Origin of the sequence: Affinundibacterium nitidum, from assembly GCF_014284155.1 — a bacterium.
In the GTDB taxonomy this organism is placed as follows: Bacteria; Pseudomonadota; Gammaproteobacteria; order Burkholderiales; family Burkholderiaceae_D; genus Undibacterium; species Undibacterium nitidum.
Genome location: NZ_JACOFZ010000002.1, coordinates 1 through 24,589 on the forward strand (window position 1 = coordinate 1; position 24,589 = coordinate 24,589).

Here is a 24,589-nt window from a genome sequence, read left to right on the forward strand (position 1 = left end):
TCACTATCGCGTCTTATCTTTACTTCTTGTGAACATTTGATATTTTTTAAGTTTCCTAACTACCGAAGTAGCTAGTCGCCTTCATTATCAAGTGCCCACATTTATTGACTGTTAATTGTTAAAGATCTTAAATTCTTTTCTGCTTCACTAGCACCGCTTTCGCTTTTTACTAGTTGCACTGCGAATCGTTTTGTTCGTCAGCAGCAGAGAAACGAGATTATGCAGCCTTTCTAACTTCTCGTCAACCCCCTCCGTTTAAACTTTCTAAACTCCGCTTCGATTTATTTCATTTACATCAATCGAAACTCATCAGGATATTGACTGGCTTGCCACTCTTTTTCTTGCACCGCATTTCTGCGGGAGGCGAACTATAGCAAAGTTTACCGATGTCGCGCAAGTACTCATTTCATGCCAAGCAGAATGCCTCTGTTAAAATACGCCTTTGTATTTAATCGCAAGCTTATCTATCTATGTTACGCATAACTGATCTTCAACTTCCTCTCGACCACGCCGAAGCCGATCTCAAAGAGGCGGTTTTGAAACGCCTGAAAATCAGCGAAGCTGAATTAATCAACTTCACTATATTTAAGCGCAGCTACGACGCACGCAAAAAGTCAGCGATTGTGCTTATTTATACCATCGATGTAGAAGTTAAAGATGACGAAGCCTTATTGCATAAGATCAAAAATATTCAAGGCCAAGCAAAAATCGGCAAAACCCCAGACACTAGTTATAAGTTCGTCACCCATGCGAAGGACGGAAATTATCCTCGCCCAGTGGTCATCGGCTTTGGACCTTGCGGCTTGTTTGCAGCTTTGATTTTGGCTCAAATGGGTTTCAAGCCCATCGTATTAGAACGAGGTAAAGCGGTTCGTGAGCGCACCAAAGATACTTGGGGTCTATGGCGTAAGCGTGAGCTACAGCCAGAATCTAACGTTCAATTTGGTGAAGGTGGTGCTGGGACGTTCTCCGACGGTAAATTGTACAGCCAAGTTAAAGATCCTAAACACTATGGCCGCAAAGTCTTGACAGAGTTCGTCAAAGCAGGCGCCCCTGAAGAGATCATGTATGTCAGCAAACCCCATATCGGTACCTTCCGTTTAGTAAAGATGATTGAAGAGATGCGTGCCAATATCATTGAGCTCGGCGGTGAGATTCGTTTCCAGCAAAAGGTTACGGACTTTGATATCGAAGATGGTGAAGTTCGCGGTTTAACTATCAATGACCAAGAACGCATCGCCGCAGATCATGTGGTGCTTGCGGTTGGGCACAGCGCGCGCGATACATTCCAACTCGTCTACGACAAAGGCATTTATGTCGAAGCGAAACCTTTCTCAGTGGGTTTTCGCATTGAACATCCGCAATCGATCATTGATAAAGCGCGCTTCGGCCCGAACGCCGGCAATAAGATTCTCGGCGCTGCCGACTATAAACTAGTCCACCATGCCAAGAATGATCGATCTGTATATAGCTTCTGCATGTGTCCCGGCGGCACAGTCGTCGCTGCCACTTCAGAACTAGGGCGTGTGGTGACGAACGGAATGAGTCAATATTCACGAAATGAGCGCAACGCTAACAGTGCAATTGTGGTCGGCATCTCTCCCGAGGTTGACTATCCAGGCCACCCATTAGCAGGAATTGATTTCCAACGCAAACTCGAGAGCAAAGCATTTGAACTAGGGGGCAGCACATACAACGCCCCAGGACAATTGATCGGCGACTTCTTAGCCAACCGTCCCTCCAGCGAATTAGGTGAAGTCGTTCCATCTTACAAACCCGGAATTACCCTCTGTAATTTGGCAGATGCCTTACCCGCATTTGCAATCGAAGCAATTCAAGAGGCTATTCCTGAGTTTGATAAGCAAATAAAAGGATTCTCGCTAAAAGACGCGATTCTGACTGGCGTGGAAACACGCACTTCATCACCAATTCGGATCAAACGTAAAGATGATGACATGCAAAGTCTAAATACGCGCGGCCTATTTCCCGCTGGCGAAGGTGCGGGATATGCAGGAGGCATTTTATCCGCTGCGATCGACGGCATTAAAGTTGCTGAAGCACTTGCGCTGAGTTTGCAACGCAAATACTCCTAAGGTAAAACCGATAAAGCAAAAAAGGGCTGAATAATTCAGCCCTTTTTTAATGACATTGCTACGCTTAGTTTACCAAATCTTCCAAACCCGCTGAGAGTTCGGCTATTGGTGGCATCTCATCCAAAATCGCTTGATTCGTTAAGCCAATTTTCGCTACCACATCAGACGGAATAGTCGCTTCCAGCTCTTCTTTTGAATATTTGTTTTCCTCGGCACGAGAGCGCCATACAGCCAAGTGAACGACGCCAGACATTACATCAAAATGCTCTTTCTCTAGTGGCTCTGGGTATCCCTTAATTACAGTGCTGAAGTTATCTGGGAAACGCCAACGACGCGCCAACTCAGCACCGACGTCGGAAAAATTATAGCCAAATGACGTTTGCTCGACACTGAGGCGACGAGAATCCAAGGCTCCCGCGATCTTATCAATTTGCAGTGTTTGTTCAGGCATCGCTGCATGCATTACAAGTTGTCCAATCGCGTGCATCAATCCAACTGTGAACGCGAAATCAGAATTACCACCAATCTTTTTCGCAATCCATTTAGCGATGACAGCTGTATGCATACTATGGCGCCAGAACTGCTTCAGATCAACGCCAGGCATCGCTTTAAAACCACCGGTCAAACCGCTACTAATAACCAGAGTGCGTACCGTCATAAAGCCTAACATCAGAACGGCATCATCCACGGTGCCGATACTGCGAGACGAATGATAATAAGAGGAATTCGCTAAGCGCAGCAACTTCGCACTTAGGACCTGATCAGCCGCAAGCTTTCGTGCAATATCATCGATGGAAACATTATCGTTGTTAAAACTATCGATTACCTCTTGAACCACTTTTGGAATGGTTGGTAATGCGTTTTGCTGCTGGAATAGTGTATCGAAATTCATGAAAAAATCCCCCTTTTATTACAGCATCAAATATGACCACGAAGGTCATACAAAGAATTAGGTACTCTTTTGCATCGAACGATAATGAAGCGAACTGACTCAAAATCATGTTCGTGAGGAAATCATACTACGTTCGATGCTTTAGGGGAATATTTTCATTTGCACTACGACAACCAAAAAACGACAGTGTTTAAAATTAGTTTAAATCTGACGCTTTCTCTCTCCGAATTACTCATCTTTTGCACCTTCAATGCCTAACTCTTGGATCTTGCGGCTAATTGTATTACGCCCTATTCCCAAACGAATGGCGGCGTCATTCTTGCGTCCATGAGTATGCTTCAGTGCAGCACGAATCAATACTGATTCGAAGTCACGGCTCATCACATTCATAATCTCGGGGATGTCGTCCTGCAGCATTTCACTCGCTTTCAGTTCCAATAATTCATTCCAGCTGATGCCCTCAATCGGCGCACGAAGTGTGCCATCATTGTGCGCTGCACCTTGGGTGTGCGACATGCCACTGTAAGAATTCGGCATGAGTTCTGACGGCAAATCAACCACTTCAACCACCTGCCCAGGCGCCATCACGGTGATCCAATTACAGAGGTTTTCGAGTTGACGAACGTTCCCGGGAAAATCAAGTCCAGAAATAAAATTCAAAGCTTGATCGGACAATCGCTTTGCATCAACCCCTAACTGCTTCGCGCTCTGCAATAAAAAGTGCTTCGCCAAGACTGGAATATCCTCACGGCGCTCGCGCAAGCTCGGCACGCGAAGGCGAATCACATTCAAGCGGTGAAACAAATCTTCGCGGAATACGCCTTCTTTCACCCGCTCTTCAAGATTTTGATGGGTTGCCGCAATCAGTCGCACATTTGCCTTGAGTGGCTGATGACCACCCACTCGATAAAAATGACCATCCGACAAAACGCGCAGCAAGCGGGTCTGTAAATCGAAGGGCATATCACCGATTTCATCTAAAAATAAAGTGCCGCCTTCCGCTTGCTCAAATCGACCACGACGCGAAGATTGTGCGCCAGTAAAGGCACCCCTCTCGTGACCAAACAATTCAGACTCCAGCAGGTCTTTAGGAATCGCTGCCGTATTTAAGGCAATGAAAGGCTGATTCACCCTTGGGCTATGCTTATGAAGTGCGCGAGCGACCAATTCTTTACCACTACCAGATTCACCGGTAATCAATACCGTTACACTCGATTGTGAGAGGCGACCGATTGCTCTAAACACCTCTTGCATTGCTGCAGCATGGCCAAGAATCTCGGTCTCGACATCTTGAATTTGCTCAACGGTAGTTTCGCGTTCACTCTCCTCTAGCGCACGGCGAATGAGCTCAACCGCTTTCGACAAGTCAAAAGGCTTAGCCAAGTACTCAAACGCACCACCTTTGAACGCAGCAACCGCTGAGTCAAGATCAGAGAACGCCGTCATGATGATCACTGGGAGACTTGGCAAGCGTAGCTTCACCGTCTGCAGCAAGTCCAAGCCGGAAGCACCATTCATACGAATATCGGAAACCAAGACCTGAGGCAACTCTCCATCCTCATCCAACGCCTGCATCACCTCGTCTGGCTGTCTAAAACTACGTGTGACCAAACCTTCGCGCGCGAGAGCTTTCTCCAGCACCCAGCGAATTGAATCATCATCATCCACAATCCAGATTGTTTTTTTCATTGTTCTTTGTGTTCCGTACAATCAAATCAATCGAAGCCATCTCGTTCATCACCAACAAGCGCACGCCCAATTTAAGGCAGTGGAATCAAAATGCGAAAGTCGGTACATCCTGGCCGGCTCTCGCAGTCGATTACCCCTGCATGTTGTGTAATGAATGCTTGTGCTAACGTCAAACCCAGTCCACTTCCACCATCGCGCCCCGATACCAGAGGGTAAAAAATTCGATCGCGAATTTCAGCAGGAATACCAGGTCCGTTATCAATGATATGCAAATCTAATGCCAGCCTGTAACGAACCTTGGCCAATGTCACTTGACGCACAACTCGCGTCTTGAAAATAATCTCGGCATCGCCTTCTGCCATACGCATCACCAACGCTTGAGCGGCGTTATGTGCAATATTTAGCACAACTTGAATCAACTGCTGCTGATCCCCTCTGAATTCTGGAATCGATAAATCGTAATCACGTTTTATATTTAAACCCTTAGGAAATTCAGCGACGATCAAACTACGCACGCGCTCACACACTTCATGAATGTTTACGTCGGCAATCACTTGTGGCAAGCGATTAGGCGCTAAAAGTCGGTCGACTAAGACCTGCAAACGATCTGCCTCTTTGATAATTACTTGAGTATATTCACGCAGCTCTTTTGCCCTTCTCTCAGAGATATCTTGTTCAGGCAGTTCAAGCTCTAGCAACTGCGCTGCTCCACGTATACCTCCAAGAGGATTCTTAATTTCATGGGCGAGGTTCCGGATCAGCTCTTTGTTTTCCTTGTTTTGATCTTGCATACGCTCTTCGCGATCGAGCTTCAATTGCTGAACGTTCTCACGCAACTCGATTAAAACTGGCGTATCAACAAGGTCGAGTGAAGTCACGATGCTATGCACATGTAAAGCGTCACGGCCGCTTCGCTCGAGTATCAAATCCTGGCGTTTTTCGGCGAACTGATGGCCTATCGCCTGCATAAAGCCATCAAACAATTCTTCACTATTAAGAAAAAGATCTCGAAGCGATGCATTCAACAATAATTTGCTCGGGCGCTCCAGCAAATTCTCTGCCGCTGGATTGGCATAAACGACTCTTCCATCGCGATCAAGTACGATCACCGATGAAGCCAACAAATCTAGACCAGAAAATTGATTCATCAATAGGAACAATCAAAAATTAAACAGATCAATAACAGAATTAACAACTGAGCACGCATAAAAAAAGGTCGCGCCGGCGACCTTTCTACAGAATGCTGATCAGCGTTCTACTTTAGGTTACTGATTTCGCGCTTTAAAGCTTCTATATTTTTTTCAGAGCGCGCAACATCATTTTTCAGATTATTGACACGTTCTACATACTGCGCAGGTTGTCTTTCATCCGCCCTACGCTCAACATCGCCACCGTTATATTCTTTTTTTAGAGCCGCGAGTTTTTGTTCTTCCGTCTTTAATTCATCGATCAAAATCTGCTTACGATCTGAATCGCGTGATCGTTGTGTCGCATCATCCACTTTTGGGAAACTAGATGGTGTACTCGCCGACGATACTTTAGGCGCTGCCGCTTTTTTTACTGCAGCCGGAGCAGGGACCACATTCATGTGCGGCAATTCGACCAACTTACAGCCCTTCACGCTCCCCGTATTTTTATATTCTTTCTTGCCATTTGCATCGATGCAAAGATAAACGTCCCCCTGAGCAAATGCAGGCACGGCAACAACAGCAAACAATCCAAATACAGTCAGGTAGTGCTTCATGGTTGGCAATTAATAATGAATAACAGGCTAAGTGTAAGTCATGCCGCCATTTTGCACAATTCTTCCAAATTCCGCTGCAAGAAAAAAGCGGGGCGAACCCCGCTTTTTAAAAGCATTACAGAGAGTAGTACATGTCAAACTCAGCTGGATGCGTAGTCATACGCATACGCTGAACGTCTTGCATCTTCAATTCAATGTACGCATCGATCATGCTGTCACTGAACACACCACCGCGTGTCAAGAATTCGCGATCTTTATCCAAGGCTTCCAAGGCTTGTTCCAAAGAATGGCAAACTGTTGGAATCAATGCATCTTCTTCTGGCGGCAAGTGGTACAAATCTTTAGAAGCAGCTTCACCTGGGTGAATCTTGTTTTGTACGCCGTCCAAACCTGCCATCATCAATGCAGCGAAGCACAAGTATGGGTTCGCCAATGGATCTGGGAAACGTGCTTCAACGCGACGTGCTTTTGGATTTGCTACGTATGGAATACGGATAGAAGCAGAACGGTTTTTAGCAGAGTATGCCAATTTCACGGGTGCTTCGTAACCTGGAACCAAGCGCTTGTATGAGTTTGTACCTGGGTTAGTAATCGCATTCAATGCACGTGCGTGCTTGATGATACCGCCGATGTAATACAAAGCGAATTCAGACAAACCTGCGTAGCCGTCGCCAGCGAACAAGTTTTTGCCATCTTTCCAGATAGATTGGTGAACGTGCATACCGGAGCCGTTATCGCCAACGATAGGTTTTGGCATGAAAGTCGCTGTTTTGCCGTAGGTGTGCGCCACATTCCATACGACGTATTTCAAGTTTTGAGTCCAGTCAGCACGCTCGACCAAAGTAGAGAACTTTGTACCGATTTCATTTTGACCTGCACCAGCAACTTCGTGGTGATGCACTTCAACTGGAATACCCAAAGATTCCAAGATCAAGCACATTTCAGAGCGCATATCTTGGAAGCTGTCGACTGGAGGAACTGGGAAGTAACCACCCTTCACTGTTGGACGGTGACCAGAATTACCGCCTTCCAATTTCTCACCTGTTGTCCAAGACGCTTCATCAGAATCGATCTTAACGAAGCAACCAGACATGTCGATTTTCCAGCGAACGCTATCAAAAATGAAGAATTCTGGCTCTGGACCGAAGTAAGCTGTATCACCAATACCAGAAGATTTCAAATAAGCTTCTGCACGTTTGGCGATAGAACGTGGATCACGATCGTAACCTTTACCATCCGCTGGTTCGATCACGTCACATTGCATAAACAATGTTGTTTCTTCCATGAATGGGTCGATATTTGCTGTGTTTGGATCTGGCATCAACAACATGTCTGATGCTTCAATACCTTTCCAACCTGCGATCGAAGAACCGTCAAACGCGTGACCAGATTCAAATTTGTCCATGTTAAATTGAGAAACAGGTACGGTCACGTGTTGCTCTTTACCACGGGTATCAGCAAAACGGAAATCAACGAATTTTACTTCGTTGTCTTTAGCCATTTTTAGGACGTCTGCTGGTGTCATTGCCATTTGAAGCTCCTCAAATCAATCAAAAAATTAGTTAAAACCTGCCTGAAGACTGCTGAATAATCATTTCCCGAATGCAAGAAAACACATTAGCACGGCTACGCACTATTTCAATGCATTTTTCAGAAAATTTTCTTTCCCGTTCGTATTAGCAGAAACTGTGCCATGTTTGAGTGCAAAATCCGATTCGATTACCAGCACCTAAGTATTTGTTTTTGCGTGGATTTCTCAATCGACCGATTTATTTTTATAAAAATTACAAACACCTAAAGCTCTTTTTTAGTGCAAAACAAATCGATTGCACCATGCTAGTGCAAAAATTCACCCTAAACAAGTGCGAACTTCAAGCGGCGGTTTAGGATCTGAACCGAAAGTTGAGGAGCATCAAGAGCCCAAAAGGCGAGTATGCTGATATCTCAATAGATGCATCAGGGAGTAATTTTCAATCATGAGAGCGATGATTGGATCAAGTGAATATCTTACTGATATTATCTACTAGACAAACGATAAAACCGAGACGAGAACAATATGATCCCCATTATTCCCATTAACGAGACACGTCAACGTAAACGCCAACATAGTAAAGGGCGGCAGACCGATCCTCAGGCGCTCGACGAAGTGCGACAGTTATTAGGGGATGCTTCGCGTCAGAAAGATCTCTTGATTGAACATCTGCACAAGATTAATGACCATTTTGGACATCTTCCAGTGCAGCACTTGGTCGCCCTCGCCCAAGAAATGCGACTAGCCCAGACAGAGATTTTTGAAGTCGCCAGTTTCTACCATCACTTCGATATTCGCTTCGAAGAAGACTCACAAGCGAAAGTACTTAAGTTACGCCTGTGCGATGGCCTCTCATGTCAAATGAACGGCGCCCAAGATTTGATTTCAAAACTCGGTCTGCAATATCAAAACAACGAAGTGCAAGTCGAGAGAGTTCCTTGCATAGGACGCTGCGAAGAAGCACCGGCGGCCTGCTTTGGGCAACATGAAATTCCCAGAGCAAGCTTTGAATCCGTTACTGCCAAAGTCGGCCAAGGGCTGCACAAGCCCAGAGAAGAGCCTTACATCGATTTTGATCACTACCAAACGAATAACGGCTACCAAATACTCAAGGACTGCTATGCCGGAAAAACCAACAAGGAGAGTCTACTCAAATTAATGGAAGACTCGGGATTGCGCGGCCTCGGTGGGGCCGGTTTCCCAGCCGGCAGAAAATGGCGGCTAGTATCAGCTGAACCTGGACCGCGTCTGATGGCGGTGAATATTGACGAAGGTGAGCCTGGAACCTTCAAGGACCGCACTTATCTCGAGCGAGATCCTCATCGTTTTCTGGAAGGGATGCTGATCGCTGCCTGGGTGGTTGGCATTTCAGAGATTTACATTTACCTTCGAGACGAATATCACGCGTGTCGCCAACTGCTGGAGATCGAGTTAGAGAAGCTTCGTATATCTCCGCCAGTTCCAGAAATACCGAGTATTCAACTCAGGCGTGGTGCCGGTGCTTATATATGTGGTGAAGAATCGGCAATGATTGAATCGATCGAAGGCAAACGTGGGCTTCCCCGGCTTCGACCGCCCTACGTCGCGCAGGTTGGTTTATTTGGTCGTCCTACCTTGGAACATAATTTCGAAACTTTGTATTGGGTGCCGAGCTTAATTCAAAATGGTGCCGAGTGGTTCAAACAACATGGGCGCAATGGTCGTCAAGGCTTACGTTCATTTTCGGTGTCCGGCCGCGTCAATAAACCTGGAGTTCATCTTGCGCCTGCCGGCATTTCAGTACGTGAACTGATTGATGAATTTGCTGGTGGCATGCAAGATGGGCATGAACTTTACGCCTACTTGCCGGGCGGTGCCTCGGGCGGCATTTTACCGGCCAGCTTAGGGCACGTCCCGCTCGATTTTGACACACTCCAAGCCTACGGATGTTTTATTGGCTCAGCCGCCGTCGTGATCTTATCCCAGCACGATAGTGCGGTGATGGCCGCACGCAATACGATGAACTTCTTTAAGCACGAATCCTGCGGTCAGTGCGCGCCATGCCGAGCCGGCACTGAAAAGGCGGTTGAACTTATTGAGCATGAACAATGGAATCTCGAACTGTTAAGCGATTTATCTGCAGTCATGCGTGACGCCTCCATCTGCGGACTTGGCCAAGCTGCGCCGAATCCAATCGATTGTGTGATCAAATATTTCCCGCACGAGCTAGCAAACAAGGAGTCGATAGCATGATTACGACAAATAAAACGGTCACCGTTCAACTGAATGGTCAGCGCCGAGAATGCGCACCTGGCGAAAGTATTCTGACACTCGCTAAACGCGTTGGCGTCGAGATTCCTCATCTCTGCTTTAAGGATGGCTTGGCTACCGCGGGAAATTGCCGCGCTTGTGTCGTCGAAATTCAAGGTGAACGTACACTCGCCCCCTCTTGCTGTCGCACGGTTTCTGAGAACATGGTAATTGAGAGCGCCAGCCCTCGCGCTGAACGAGCACAAAAGCTGGTACTTGAGTTATTACAAACCGATGCTCGTAACGAAGTGCGCGAAGAAAAGAATGAACTCACAACGTGGTCGAGAAAGATGGGAGTCACCACATCACGCTTTCCTGCTCGCTCGACGATCAACAAAGATCAATCTCACCCTGCGATTCAAGTGAATCTCGATGCGTGCATCTTATGTACACGGTGCGTACGCGCTTGCCGAGAAACACAAGTCAATGATGTGATCGGCTTAGCGTTCCGTGGTTCACATGCGCAAATTGTGTTTGATATGAAGAGCGACATGGGGGACTCGACTTGCGTGGCCTGCGGCGAATGTGTGCAGGCCTGCCCGACCGGCGCCCTGTTACCTGCGAACCCTGTAGCACAGCAAATTCCAGAAAAGACGGTCGATTCCGTATGTCCTTATTGCGGTGTAGGCTGCCAGTTGAGTTACCAAGTCAAGGACAATACGATTATTAGTGTTGAAGGACGGGATGGGCCAGCGAATCACCAGCGTCTATGTGTTAAAGGGCGCTATGGTTTTGACTATGCTCAGCATCCTCAACGCTTACGCACACCATTGATTCGTCGTGCAGATGCGCCCAAACGTTCAGACATGCAAATGGATCCCGAACGCATCATGGACATTTTCCGTGAAGCGACTTGGGATGAAGCACTTGCGCTTGCTGCAGGTAAATTAAAATCCCTACGCGACACTCATGGCAAAGCTAGCCTAGCTGGTTTTGGTTCAGCCAAAGGAAGCAACGAGGAAGCCTACCTCTTCCAAAAATTAGTTCGCATCGGATTCGGCACTAACAACGTCGACCACTGCACCCGTTTATGCCATGCCTCATCGGTCGCCGCTTTGTTAGAGGGGATTGGTTCCGGTGCAGTATCCAACCCGGTGATGGACGTGGATAAAGCCGAGGTTATCATCGTCATTGGCGCAAATCCTACGGTCAATCATCCTGTTGGCGCAACGTGGATCAAAAATGCTGTCAAGAATGGAGCAAAGCTAATTGTCTGCGATCCACGCCGTTCAGACATGGCGAGGATGGCACATCGTTTCTTGCAATTTCATCCTGATACTGACGTCGCCATGCTCAATGCCATGATGCATGTAATTATTGAGGAAGACCTACTTGACCACGAGTTCATAAAGGCGCGTACAACTGGCTTCGAGGCAATCAAAGAGAACGTTAAAACGTACACGCCTGAGGCGATGGCACCGATTTGCGGCATTCCAGCAGAAACTTTGCGTGAAGTCGCGCGCCTCTATGCCACATCGAAAGGTTCAATGATTTTATGGGGGATGGGCGTTTCACAACACATCCATGGCACTGATAATGTACGCTGCCTCATCGCTTTAGCGTTAATGACCGGTCAAATTGGCAAGCCTGGTGCTGGATTGCATCCTTTACGTGGTCAGAACAATGTACAAGGCGCGTCAGACGCTGGTTTAATTCCGATGATGTTCCCTGACTACCAACGCGTGGTAACACCTGGTGTCACTGCAAAATTTGAGCTGGCATGGAAACTCGCGCCCGGCACTCTCGACACGAAGCCGGGATTAACTGTCGTCGAAGTCATGCATGCGATCCAACATGGTGATATCCGCGGTATGTATATCATGGGTGAAAATCCAGCGATGTCCGACCCTGATGTCAACCATGCACGGGACTCGCTATCCAAGCTTGAACACTTGGTCGTGCAAGATATCTTTTTTACCGAGACAGCCTACTACGCGGATGTGATCCTACCGGCGTCCGCATTTCCAGAGAAAACAGGTAGTTTTACCAATACCGATCGCACGGTTCAATTAGGTCGACAAGCGATTGATCCACCAGGTGATGCGAAGCAAGATCTGTGGATCATCCAACAGATGGGGCATGGCCTTGGCTTGGATTGGAACTATCAGCACGTCTCTGAGGTATTTGAAGAAATGCGCCATACAATGCCAAGCATCGCCGGCATAAGTTGGAAACGTTTGGAAAATGAAGGCGCAGTTACCTACCCATGTTTACACGAGGAAGATATGGGGCAAGCGGTCGTTTTCACCGAGAACTTCCCGACGGCAGATGGTCGCGCAAAATTCGTGGCCGCAGACTTAATCCATGCAGCGGAAAAGCCCGATTCTGAATATCCTATGGTCTTAATCACCGGGCGGCAATTGGAACATTGGCATACTGGCAGCATGACGCGCCGAGCTAGTGTACTCGATGCCATTGAGCCAGACCCAATCGCTTCGATACATGCGGATGATCTGGCGAAGCTCGGTGGTAAGCCAGGAGATTTAATCACTTTAGAATCACGTCGGGGTCAGGTTTCTTTGTATGCCCGTGTCGACAATAGCTCTCCTCGAGGCGCTGTCTTTGTTCCCTTCTGCTATTATGAGGCGGCGATCAACCGTTTGACCAATGCGGCGCTTGATCCCTTCGGAAAAATTCCAGAATTCAAATACTGTGCGATCAAAATCCACCTCGGAGGAACTCCACCTGTACAGACTAGCTTTGGCGGTGGTCAGGCAATTCTGAAACGTGGATCGGTGTTAAAGGAAACCGTATAAAGGAAACGATATGAGTAAAATGATTCTCGAGCAAGCCCGCAGCCTTGGGCAACAACAAGGCCTTCCTTACGCTGGCGCCATGTTACCAGAGGCAGCTTATGCGCTATTACAGGAAGATACAGAGGCAGTCTTAGTCGACGTTCGTACAAATGCAGAACGTGATTGGGTGGGGCGAGTCATCATCGACGAAAGCCAACATCGGGCGGTGCAATGGAGTCTATACCCTGGCGGCTCTCCGAATCCAGACTTCCTGGTACAACTGCAGGAAGCGGTTCCAAACAAGAATACCGTTGTCGTATTTTTATGTCGATCTGGAGTGCGATCTCGTCATGCGGCAAAACTCGCCACTGAACATGGTTACACATCTTGTTTCGATATTCTGCAGGGCTTTGAGGGTGATAAAGATCACCATGCCCACCGAAAAACAATTGGTGGTTGGTGCAGTGCTAACCTGCCGTGGGTAGGAGCGTAAGCTGGCTCAACCACAACAAGTTATTACATGGTCTTCTGCTTGGGCTTATTCTTTGATTGCTTCAACGCTGAAAGATAAGCTCACTTCATCGCTCACAAATGGTGTGAAGCGTCCTAGATCAAAGTCGCTACGCAAGATTTTCGCGCTGCCGTTCGCACCACACGCGTTCTTAAAATACAGTGGCATAAACCGACAATTAAACTGTGAAAGCTCGACGCGAATATTGCGACTGATATTCTTGATCGTTAACTCGCCCTCGAGCGCGATTGGTTTTTTATCTTCACCAAAAACAATGTTGGTCGACTTAAAAACAATCTTTGGGTATGTCCCAGTGTCGAAAAAACGAGAGGATCGAAGCGCACTGTCAAATACTGAACTACCGGTGCTAATTGATGCCGCATCAATTTCAATCAATATACTTCCACTACGATTGTCAAAATCAATCTCGATTGAGCCCGAATTACGATCAAAGCGGCCGCGTTGGAGTGAAAGCCCCCAATGGTTGTATTCGAATGTTGAATAGGTGTGTTCTGGATCGATCTTGTAACGATCAGCAGCAACAGCGAACCGCTCAGGCACTATTAAGCTGAGAAACAAGAGGATAAACAAGAAGCTTGCTCTGAAAATCATGACGTAAATGTTCGTTGAAAAATACAATCGAATGATCGGTACTCACTATCAAGTTGCATTTGCACCGATCCTAGTTATAGATGCATGCTGGATTTGTAGAGCAATTAAAATCAACTCTACATCTTTAACGTGAATAAAAAGTTAATACACAATCGCAACATCAAATCTTATCGTCACGTGGAAAGTGCAATTCAACCCAAATTTCCTGCCGTTTGTCCCAAATACATTGCTTCAACTCTAACAGACGATCACACTACACTTGATTCAATTGTACGTGAAAGTCTCAAGCTGAAGTACACATTGTTTCAACCTCCCTTTTTCGTCATCCCGACCTTCCGTCGCGATGACGATTTTTTTTGCCTTACGCCTTTTTTGTAGGACCAGTATAGGCAGGAGTATGCGCCATTGCTTTAACGACGTTGCTTTAAGAAACGAACCAATAAATCACCAAAATCGGCAATGTTCTTGTTACTAATAATATCCAGTGTGTCGTTAGCCGTGTGCCATTCTGCGAGATTGGTCCAATCGATAATATGAACGAATGGCACTCCGAGCTGGGCAAACGGTAGATGGTCATCTTCAATCAAAAGATTAACGGATGTAATTTTGGTAGTACTCCTTTGAGCCAACAGCTTTTGTGCTAACTGAGAATTAGAGCCTCGAGTGATGAACAAATTTTGTTCCTTGTGACCAATCATGTCGATGATCAATAAGGCCTTTATTGGAAGACCTTTATAGGCGATACCATCAAATTGCTTTTCAAGATTCGCAGCAAAAGCTCGCGATCCATGAATATTATCTTGTACACCTAGCAGTCGTTCACCGTCGTTCCAATCCGCTAAAGTAGCCTCTTCGCCATCGAAGAAAGCGAGGCCAACAGTACAATCTAGAAACCGCCCCGCGTCATTACTTACTGTACGATTACTCGCTTCTGCTTTTCGTAATACCGATACAACGCGGGCCAACTCTAACATCGCCGCAGTTGAAGAACCGCCATCGTTCGCCCCCACAAACTTCATATTGGCGTACGGCTTGGTGTCATAGTGTCCGCCAATCAAAACAAGACAGCGATCACTCCCCTTCGACAAGGCAATAAGGTTTTCGCCTTCGACCTCCTTAACTGGGGTGGCCTTCTTATCTTTGCCACCTAATTTTTCTGACGCTGTGTTAGGAATCTTGGTCTTAAACTTCTGTACTTGAACATCCCAGCCTTCTCGACTCAGATTTGCCCGCAGTTCTTGCGTATATTTTTTTTGCTCAAAGCTCGCCATTGGGTGCGGCGCTTTGACAAAGCGCTTCATCGCTTGGTCAATCTTCTCGACACTAAACAATGCGGCGTCTTGTTCGAACTCAAATGCGAATGCGGAGGACATCAACACTGAAGTTACGCAAGCCAAGCCTAAAAATTTTTTCACAAATACTACCGACATACAAACTCCTTCAAGATACGATCAGGAAACGCCAATATTGAAACGAATTGTAATTTAAAAATGCCACACTATAAGGCTTTTAACTTCGCACCACATTACAATTTGTAACGACCTGTTGAGATAAGTGGCATTAAACTGAATTACCAAAACAACTGCAGTCCCCAACATTCTTCTCACACCCAACATGCTTATGACAAAATCCTTTTTATTGCGCACTTGCAATTTCGATAGTGTCACTACATCCATCGTCTTATGCCTTACCTTAACAGCCTGTGGCGGATCTATAGAAGAAGATCGGCAAACCTTCAGTTCACCAATGGCACCGACGCCCATAATCGGCGTACCTACGTTTAACAAAACGCGCGACAGTTATACCATTTCACGCAATGCCAGCAGCATTTCGATTACAGATAGAACAACTGCTTCTTCTACAACACTACCAGCATCGACGGCAGCGGTTCAATTTAGCGATTTCAAGTTAAACTTTTTGGCGGCCGATGTCTCACAACTAGTGAACATGAATAGCCAGAATCAAATTATCGAGCTCTATATTGCATTTTTCAATCGCATTCCTGATGCTGATGGACTCGCATATTGGATAGAAGAGCTAAAAAAAGGCCAAACGCCAGAAGCTATCGCGAATAACTTCTACAATGCAGCCATCCTTTATAGTGCACAAACAGGCTATAACGCCAACATGAATAACAGCGACTTTGTTCGCATTATCTATCAGAACGTACTAGCCCGCACAGGACCAACGGCGCCGACTGACACTGAAGTCAATTATTGGGCAACGCAACTAGACCAAGGAAAAATAAGTCGCGGTGGGTTAGTGATCAGTATGCTGACGTCTGCACATACGTTCGAAGGCGATCCGACCTATGGCTGGGTGCCACAACTCCTCAATAACAAAATTACTGTCGCCAATTATTTCTGCCTTCAGCAAGGCTTAAACTATCTTAGTCCAGAGCTCTCTATTACAAAAGGGATGGCAATCGCTGCAGCCGTGACGCCATCAGATACTGCCGCTGCTATGACCCTTATTGGCGTCAATGACAGCGGCTTCAATCTTTTCTCGTCAGCGACGAATAAGGTAAGCATTCTCAAGTTAAATGCTATACCAAATCCGACTGGCATACGTTTCGGTTTTTGGGAAACATTTTCAAGACAAGACGTAACTTTAGCGAGTATGGGAAAGAGGCCTACGAGCCGAGTAGGATTTGATAGTTGGGCATCAATTGAAACTAGCAAAGGAATTTATGACTTCACCGGTTTCGATGCCAGTAACAGTGCGGACAATTATCGACGAGTGCATCAGTATGGCGAGAGCATTTACGGCGCTATCAACATAGCCTTCTCTGCCGAAATTACCCCTGGTAAACAGGCCATACCAACATTTTATAATGGGCGAATAACGGATCCTGAAACGCGTCAAGCTGCCAAAAATTTCCTAGCAGCATACGTGCAACACATGCTGAAACTAGTCGGCAGTCTAACGCTAACTATTGACTACGAAATCATGAGCAATTATCGATTATCGGCGGCAGGTAGTGAGGCTCGCGCCAATGAGTGGGCTGATTGGTATGTGGAAGCAGCAGCCGTCGCACGCAAAGCGGCAGCAGAGATCGGGATGTCTGACCGTCTCAAACTACAACCCATCGTCAATAGCAACCCACTTGATCCTAGCAGCCCAATTAGCAAAGGAAAAGAGTACAACAATTGGCTCGTTCGCGTAGTTGCTGCTTCAGACTCTTTAGCCTTAGATACCTACCACAGCGATCCCTCACTTCCGAACACAGATCCTAAACGCACATTCGACATCATCAAATTTTGGATTGACAATTTTTCTGCGGGAAAAGATGTCATTGTCACTGAAAATGGCTTCAATTCGGTGACACAAGTCATACCAAGTATCACGCGAGCAGATCGAGATTGGAAGACGACAGGGACAGAAGCGGATCAGGCCGAATACTATCGACTTCTGTTCGCACAACTTGCCGACGCGAACAAAAAGGACGGCATCTTTCATAATCAACTTAAATCATTTAACCTCTGGAGCATACTGGACAATCCAGTGAAGCCAGCCACGGATGAAGATCGATATTTTGGTTTAATCCGGCTTGACGGCACAGAAAAGCCAGCGGCTTCGGTCGTCAGAGAAGCGATTCGTCAATATGAAAATGACGCCTTTTCACGCCCTTGGAATTTGACAGGATTAGGTACGGACGTCACTAGTCTACTGAGCACAAACACTAGTACGCCAATCAATCTCACCTACAGCAATGGGGATCAATTTGAATTTCTACGCTATAGCGAAAATAATCTGCCTTCGGCGAAGCAGTATTTACTCAACCTCGCCCTCACAAACTCCGCCAATGTAATCCTCTGCTTTAACGGCAATCAATGCATATATCAAGAAGGAAAAGCAAGCTACAGTATTGATGTCAGCAAATTTATGCGGCCCAACACAACTAACACCATGGACATTTATTTCACAAATGCTGTATTCCCTGCGATCACCTCTATCAAGGGATTGCAGCTAAAAAAACTTTAAAGGCAGAACTACACTGAAAACTGCAAACGATGTAAATTGGCATAGGCAGAATCTCGCGCTAACAATTCAGCATGAGTGCCGACCTCAACGACCTTACCATCGACTAACACCACAATTCGACTTGCGCGTTCAATCGTTGATAGGCGGTGGGCAATCACTAAAGTCGTTCGCCCTTGCATCAACTCATCAAGTGCCGCCTGCACCGCACGTTCTGATTCACTGTCAAGCGCCGAGGTCGCTTCGTCAAGAATCAAGATCGATGCATTTTTGTAGATCGCACGTGCAATTGCCAAACGTTGGCGCTGTCCACCTGAGAGACGCATGCCATTATCACCAATTGTCGTATTCAAGCCATCAGGCATTTCATTGATCAAGTCACGTAAATAGGCGGAGTCAATTGCATAATCAATACGTTGTTGATCTGGTGCCGCGTCGCCATAGGCAATATTGGCGGAGATAGTGTCATCAAACAAAACTACGTTCTGGCTGACCATGGCAATTTGTTGTCGCAGACTCTTAAGAGAAAGCTCAGACAACGGCATGCCGTCTAATAAGATCTCACCATGATTCGGTTCATAAAAACGTGGTACCAAATTCACCAGTGAGGTTTTCCCACCACCTGACATGCCGACCAATGCGATAGTTTCACCAGCAGCGATGTCCAGATTAATATTACTGAGAGCAGTTTGTTCTTGCCCCGGGTAGGCAAACTCGATTGTACGAAAACTCAGCTGCCCTCGCGCACGTCCTTCTATCGTTCGACCTGTCTCTAGCTCTGCTTCAGTATCGACCATACCAAACACGGATTCCGCCGCGGCCATCCCGCGCTGGATTGGCCCGTTCAAATCTGCCAAGCGTTTTAGCGGTGTTAACAGCATCATCATCGCGGTGATGAACGTAACAAAGTCACCCACGGTCGTCGCATCTTTACGGGCTTGTGCTAGCGCCAACATGATCACGACAGCAACTGCAATTGACGCAAGGATTTGTGTCAATGGAGTTGTAAAGGAAACGGCCACCGTACTCTTCATCGTGTAGCTTCCGAGCTTACGATTCTTTTCTTCAAATCGTTTCTGTTCGTAATCTTGGCCGCCGAAGATACGTATCACCTGATGCGCACGAGTCGATTCTTCGATCACTTGCGTCAACTCACCATTCACTTCGAGTGATTGTTGATTCAATTTTCGCAAGCGTTTACTAACTCCTCGCACTAACAGCGTCATTCCTGGAATTAAAATGATCGTGACCAAGGTCAACTTCCAGTTTAACCATACTAGATACCCCATCAAAGCAATTACGGTAAGTGAATCACGAAACAGCGTCGTAATCGACACCTTGATCATTTCAACGATTTGCTGCGCCTCAAACATGATGGTGTTGATGATACGACCGCTGCTTTCTGCATGATAAAAGCCGACCGGTACATGCAATAATTTCGAAAAAATCTTGGCACGTAGCTCGTTCAACAAATTCACAGTGATGCGGCTCATCAAGTAGCTTGTCGTGAAGGTACAAAATCCACGAACAACAAAAATACCTATCAAGCCCGCTGGCACATACCACAAAGGAAAGTGCATGCGTTGACCTTGAAAGCCATGGTCCAGCAACTTACCCAAGCCCCACGGCAAAGCAAGTTCTGTCAGCGCTGTGCCTGACATCGTGATAATCGTCCAAAACAAGTACATGCCGTACTTTGACACTGAGGTCCATAATCTCTTGATGATGGAGCTATTAATCTTTGCCATAAAAATTCTATTCCTTTAAGCTCGACTCTCGCGATTGTTTGCTAGCGGTATCGCTAGCATAATCATCATCGCCAAACCAAATAAAGCGTCGCGCAAGATTGCATTAAAAGCTCCTGCAAACATCATGCTGACGGTGAGCATACAAAGCGGCATAGCGTAAGGCGATTTTTTCTTCGCCATTTGAAATGCCTCAAAAAGCTGCCTACCCCAAATGAGGATCAAAGCCAAAACCCCTAAGATACCAAGTTCGCACCAATATAATAGATACTCGTTATGTGGAGTGGTCATATTCTCACTCATCTTGCCACGTGCCTCTTCTTTGTAGAGCGGCATCCACTGCCCGACACCATGTCCAGTCCAAGGGCGCTGCTCGATCAAATGCCAGGTATTCTTGTAGATTTCCAAACGCATCCCATCTTCACTCACACTGCCTTGCTGTCCGAAATCGCGAACTTGTTGGATCGTACAAATACTACGATTCTTGAAGATTTCCAGGCCATTCATCTGATAGCGATCGTGCATTTCTTTCGCCAAACAAGTGACAGGTGCAGGCGCATTTGCAGCAACATACAAAGATGCACAACCACACGCAAACAAGGCCATAACGGCACCTATCTGCCAAAATTTAAAACGAAAATTACGACACAAAAAAACCATCAACAATAGGAAGAACAGAAGTGATGCGGTACGCGACTTACTACACAAGATAAGAGCCGCAAGTACATATAGAAACGCAAGCACTCGCGCCATCTTATGGTTGCGATGTATCACCAATTCATGCAACATCCATGCTGCAGCCAATGCTAATAGCAGCCCCAACAGAATCGACTTATTCCCTTGGTAAATGACATAACTCCGAAACAGCGTATTTTCTGGGAGTAGGCCATAATTCGCGAGGAAGAACAAAGTTGCGGCGATAAGCGCGCCAATAAAAAAATTACGAACGGCTCTGGTCTGCCATGCACCTGCATCAATCGCAATCATTGGCAACAAAAACCAATAGGTTTGGTAATGCAAAAATTGCACCCAGTATTCTTTGTCGGCCGGTGGATTAAGTAGAGTAGAAAAAACACAAACTAAGCTCAATCCCAACGCTGGGAAAAACATGGCATGCTGCCGTATATTTTCCCACTTGTGTTTAAACTCCTCAGAGACCACAAAAGCGATTGAGAAACAAAGCAAACCCAAATACATTAAGCCGACCGGAAAAAACAGCGTCAGTGGCAGTAACGCCAGCACTTCTTGAGGTAATTTTCTCTTGAATTCAGTTTGCATCAATGTGTCGGCCCCGGGTTTTACGGTAACGCCAATCAAGCGTATTCGATTTTGACATTTGCAGGCTGCAACCAATCACCTAATTTTTTGCGTAACTGATCATCGGGGTTCACGCGCCAAGCATCTGACAAATACAGTTCTGCAGTGGCGACCGCATTTCCATAATTGATCAACACGGGACAACCTTCTTGATTCAAATGTTCACGCAAAATTTCAGCCAGCTTCTTGGTATCTGCATTAGCATCGAGCTTCACTCGCAAACCTTGAGAGAACTGTACGCGCGCCCGACCAATATCCATTACTTTTTCAGCCGTGATACGTAAACCACCATTAAAGCGGTCTTCCGAAACTTTCCCGAGAACTGCCAGGAATTCATCTTCTTTAAACACAGACTTAAATTCTTCGGCGAGCTCGCCGTAGACAGTTACCTCAACCACTGCAGTGCCATCATCGAGCGTAACGATTAACAGACGACCGCGTTGCGTCATTTGTGAACGCAGGCCAGAAATCACGCCGCCAATCAATCGTAGGTCACGTGAAGGCTCCAACTTCGCCAAAGTGGTTTTAATGAACTGGCGCACCTCTGGTGCATAGGCGTCAAACAAATGACCGGATAGATAGAAACCGAGTGCCTGCTTTTCTTCGAGCAAACGCTGACGATCAGACCAATGCTCTGCCTTCACGTATTCAGGTGGCGGGATCATATCGTCATCGTCGCCAAACAAACTGACTTGATTTGCCGAGGCTTCCGCTTGTTCAGCTACTTCCATCGCAAAATCGACACTTGCCAGCAAAACTGCTCGATCTTGTCCTAGGCAATCCATCGCTCCAGCACGAATCAAGGATTCAATCGTGCGACGATTGACTTGGCGTTTATCCACACGCTTACAGAAATCAAACAAATCTGTGAAAGGTCCACCTTCGCGGCGTGCATTGACGATACTTTCAATCGCGTTTTGGCCCGAGCCTTTGACAGCACCCATACCATAACGAATTTGCGTCGCTTTTTTGCCGCTCTCCCCAACCGGAACAAAACGATAGTCAGATTGATTGATATCAGGTGGTAGCATTTTGAGCTTACAAATATCGATCGCATCTTCAACGAGGATTTTGACTTTATCCGTATCATCCATGGCCAATGACATATTGGCGGCCATAAACGCGGCGGGATGGTGGGCTTTCAAATATGCGGTGTGATATGACAGCAAAGCATAAGCAGCGGCATGCGATTTATTAAAGCCATAGCCAGCAAACTTTTCCATCAAATCGAAAATTTCGTCGGCTTTTTCTTGAGATAGACCATCTTTTGCGGCACCGTCACGGAAGATTTGACGGTGCTCCGCCATCTCTTCTGCTTTTTTCTTACCCATCGCACGGCGCAATAAGTCAGCACCACCGAGTGAGTAGCCACCAACCACCTGCGCCATCTGCATAACCTGTTCCTGATACACCATAATGCCGTAGGTCTCAGACAAAATGCCTTCGGTACGTGGGTCAGGGTAATCAAATTTTTCGCCGTGCTTACGCTTACAGAAGTCTGGAATCAAATCCATAGGGCCTGGGCGATACAGCGCAACCAGCGCAATAATGTCTTCGAAACGATCGGGACGCGCATCTTTCAACATGCCCTGCATACCACGACTTTCCAGCTGGAAGACTGCGACTGTTTTTGCCTTCGTCAATAACTCGTAAGATGCGCGATCGTCCAAAGGTAACTTAGACAAATCGAAGTCTTTCATCGCAGGATCGAGCATTTTGATGTAACGTACCGCACGATCCAAAATCGTTAAGGTAGTTAAACCCAAAAAGTCGAACTTCACCAAACCGACTGCTTCAACGTCGTCTTTGTCGTACTGCGAGACCACGCCGGAATCACCACCTTGAGTGTATAGCGGACAAAAGTCTGTGAGCTTGCCTGGGGCAATCAACACACCACCGGCGTGCATACCGATATTTCGGGTGATACCTTCGACCTGCTGCGCCAAATCGAGCAAGGTCTTAACCTCTTCTTCGTTCTCCTGACGCTCCGCCAGCAAAGGCTCTTCGACAATCGCTTCAGCAATGGTCACTTGTTTGCCCGGCTTAAACGGAATGAGTTTAGACACACCATCGCAAAACATATAGCCGAAATCGAGCACCCGTCCAACGTCACGAATCGCTCCTTTTGCCGCCATGGTACCGAAGGTGGCAATCTGCGACACCGCATCTTTACCGTAGCGATCTTTCACGTACTGGATCACGCGGTCACGACCTTCCTGACAGAAGTCAATATCAAAGTCGGGCATGGAGACGCGTTCTGGATTCAAGAAACGTTCGAACAGCAAGTTGTACTGAAGTGGATCAAGGTCGGTAATCAGCAATGAATAGGCGACCAAAGAACCCGCACCGGAACCACGACCCGGACCAACAGGCACACCATTATTTTTTGCCCATTGAATAAAGTCGGCAACGATCAAAAAGTAACCAGGGAAACCCATCTTGATAATGGTATCGGTTTCGAATTTCAAACGAGCTTCGTAACGTTCACGATTCTTCGCCAATTTTTCCGGATCTGGAAACAAATTCGCTAATCGGTATTCCAAACCCTTCTTCGCTTCGTACACTAAGAAGTCATTCAAACTCATGCCATCTGGCGTCGGAAAGTCAGGGAGTTTCGGTTTGCCGAGCTCCAATTTCAAGTTGCAACGTTTCGCGATCTCGACAGAGTTGGTCAAGGCGCCTGGTAAATCCTTGAATAGCTCGACCATTTCTTCGCGCGACTTGAAACATTGTTGGTCATTGAATTTACGCACACGACGCCCATTTGCCAGCATTTCGCCTTCGGCGATACAGGTACGGGCCTCATGTGCCGTGAAATCGTCTTTACTTAGAAACTGGATAGGATGTGTCGCCACCACAGGCAAACCCAAACGATGGGCCAAAGTGACAGCATGCCTCACATGGTTGTCCATATTAGGCTGTCCAGCGCGTTGGATTTCAATATAAAAATGGTCGGGAAAGATACTGGCCCAGCGTTGGGCGCAGCGTTCAGCAAGCTCGAGATTACCGTTATCAATAGCGATGCCAATGTCGCCAAAATGTGCACCGGATAAAGCAATTAAGCCTTGTTCAGGATCGTTTTCAAAGAGCTCTTGCAGCCATTCGAATCGAATTTCAGCACGACCACGATGTTGATTCTCCAACCATGCACGTGCCAATAATTCACATAAACGTAGGTAGCCATGGCGAGACTTCACTAACAACAACAAACGTGAAGGCTTATCGCGATCAGCATCATTGGTAATCCAAACATCACATCCAGCGATAGGTTTGATTGCTTTGCCACGCGCAGTCTTATAGAACTTCACTAAGCCAAACAGGTTACCAAGATCAGTCAGTGCTAGCGCTGGCTGTTTATCTTTTAACGCAGCTTTGATTACGTCATCAATTCGTACTAACCCATCAACAATGGAATACTCCGAATGCATGCGTAAATGCACGAACTGTGGG

Annotated in this window: 15 protein-coding genes; 5 read left to right on the plus strand and 10 right to left on the minus strand. The window is 46.7% G+C overall.

What is annotated here, in order from left to right; all coding sequences use genetic code 11:
• Nucleotides 1-470 precede the first annotated feature (470 nt).
• Complete coding sequence (locus H8K36_RS07625) at nt 471-2,093, plus strand: NAD(P)/FAD-dependent oxidoreductase (protein WP_186916287.1); 1,623 nt, start codon at nt 471-473, stop codon at nt 2,091-2,093.
• Nucleotides 2,094-2,157: 64 nt separating this feature from the next.
• Here the strand turns inward: H8K36_RS07625 and H8K36_RS07630 are convergent, their stop codons facing one another.
• The 5 genes from H8K36_RS07630 to glnA all read right to left on the minus strand — a co-directional run bounded on the left by H8K36_RS07630 (nt 2,158) and on the right by glnA (nt 7,949).
• Nucleotides 2,158-2,985: an HDOD domain-containing protein gene (locus tag H8K36_RS07630; protein ID WP_186916286.1), complete on the minus strand. Its 828-nt coding sequence runs from the start codon at nt 2,983-2,985 to the stop codon at nt 2,158-2,160.
• A 228-nt stretch (nt 2,986-3,213) separates the two neighbouring features.
• Nucleotides 3,214-4,674 carry a nitrogen regulation protein NR(I) gene (gene ntrC / locus H8K36_RS07635; protein WP_186916285.1) on the minus strand — a complete coding sequence of 487 codons (1,461 nt, stop codon included), beginning with the start codon at nt 4,672-4,674 and terminating at the stop codon, nt 3,214-3,216.
• Nucleotides 4,675-4,745: 71 nt separating this feature from the next.
• A complete protein-coding gene (gene glnL, locus H8K36_RS07640; protein ID WP_186916284.1) occupies nt 4,746-5,822 on the minus strand; it encodes a nitrogen regulation protein NR(II) in 1,077 nt (358 codons plus the stop codon).
• A gap of 107 nt (nt 5,823-5,929) precedes the next feature.
• On the minus strand, nt 5,930-6,418 hold the full coding sequence (locus tag H8K36_RS07645) for a DUF4124 domain-containing protein (protein WP_186916283.1): 489 nt from the start codon (nt 6,416-6,418) through the stop codon (nt 5,930-5,932).
• Nucleotides 6,419-6,533: 115 nt separating this feature from the next.
• Nucleotides 6,534-7,949, minus strand: coding sequence for a type I glutamate--ammonia ligase (gene glnA, locus H8K36_RS07650; RefSeq protein ID WP_186916282.1), 1,416 nt, complete (start codon nt 7,947-7,949; stop codon nt 6,534-6,536).
• Between the two features lie 525 nt (nt 7,950-8,474).
• Here glnA and H8K36_RS07655 point away from each other — a divergent pair.
• The 3 genes from H8K36_RS07655 to H8K36_RS07665 are packed head-to-tail and all read left to right on the plus strand — an operon-like array spanning nt 8,475 to nt 13,466.
• Nucleotides 8,475-10,181 (plus strand): NADH-ubiquinone oxidoreductase-F iron-sulfur binding region domain-containing protein, encoded by a 1,707-nt coding sequence (locus tag H8K36_RS07655; protein ID WP_186916281.1) that lies wholly within the window; start codon nt 8,475-8,477, stop codon nt 10,179-10,181.
• Nucleotides 10,178-12,994, plus strand: a complete 2,817-nt coding sequence (gene fdhF / locus H8K36_RS07660; protein WP_186916280.1) for a formate dehydrogenase subunit alpha — start codon at nt 10,178-10,180, stop codon at nt 12,992-12,994. Before H8K36_RS07655 ends, fdhF begins: the two co-directional genes overlap by 4 nt.
• A 10-nt stretch (nt 12,995-13,004) precedes the next feature.
• The gene (locus H8K36_RS07665) at nt 13,005-13,466 is read left to right on the plus strand and encodes a rhodanese-like domain-containing protein (protein ID WP_186916279.1); all 462 of its coding nucleotides are present in this window, start codon (nt 13,005-13,007) and stop codon (nt 13,464-13,466) included.
• Between the two features lie 45 nt (nt 13,467-13,511).
• On the opposite strand, the gene H8K36_RS07670 is transcribed toward H8K36_RS07665, so the two are convergent.
• Entirely contained in the window at nt 13,512-14,096 is a 585-nt protein-coding gene (locus H8K36_RS07670) for a YceI family protein (RefSeq protein ID WP_186916278.1), read from the minus strand.
• Between the two features lie 410 nt (nt 14,097-14,506).
• A complete protein-coding gene (locus H8K36_RS07675) occupies nt 14,507-15,526 on the minus strand; it encodes a M28 family metallopeptidase (protein WP_186916277.1) in 1,020 nt (339 codons plus the stop codon).
• A gap of 190 nt (nt 15,527-15,716) precedes the next feature.
• Between H8K36_RS07675 and H8K36_RS07680 the strand changes: the two genes are divergently transcribed.
• The gene (locus tag H8K36_RS07680) at nt 15,717-18,080 is read left to right on the plus strand and encodes a DUF4214 domain-containing protein (RefSeq protein ID WP_186916276.1); all 2,364 of its coding nucleotides are present in this window, start codon (nt 15,717-15,719) and stop codon (nt 18,078-18,080) included.
• An 8-nt stretch (nt 18,081-18,088) separates the two neighbouring features.
• Here H8K36_RS07680 and msbA read toward each other — a convergent pair whose 3' ends face one another.
• The 3 genes from msbA to dnaE are packed head-to-tail and all read right to left on the minus strand — an operon-like array spanning nt 18,089 to nt 24,567.
• A complete protein-coding gene (gene msbA, locus H8K36_RS07685) occupies nt 18,089-19,825 on the minus strand; it encodes a lipid A export permease/ATP-binding protein MsbA (protein ID WP_186916275.1) in 1,737 nt (578 codons plus the stop codon).
• 15 nt (nt 19,826-19,840) lie between these two features.
• Nucleotides 19,841-21,100: an O-antigen ligase family protein gene (locus H8K36_RS07690; RefSeq protein ID WP_186916274.1), complete on the minus strand. Its 1,260-nt coding sequence runs from the start codon at nt 21,098-21,100 to the stop codon at nt 19,841-19,843.
• A 35-nt stretch (nt 21,101-21,135) separates the two neighbouring features.
• On the minus strand, nt 21,136-24,567 hold the full coding sequence (gene dnaE, locus H8K36_RS07695; RefSeq protein ID WP_230404486.1) for a DNA polymerase III subunit alpha: 3,432 nt from the start codon (nt 24,565-24,567) through the stop codon (nt 21,136-21,138).
• Between the last annotated feature and the right edge of the window lie 22 nt (nt 24,568-24,589).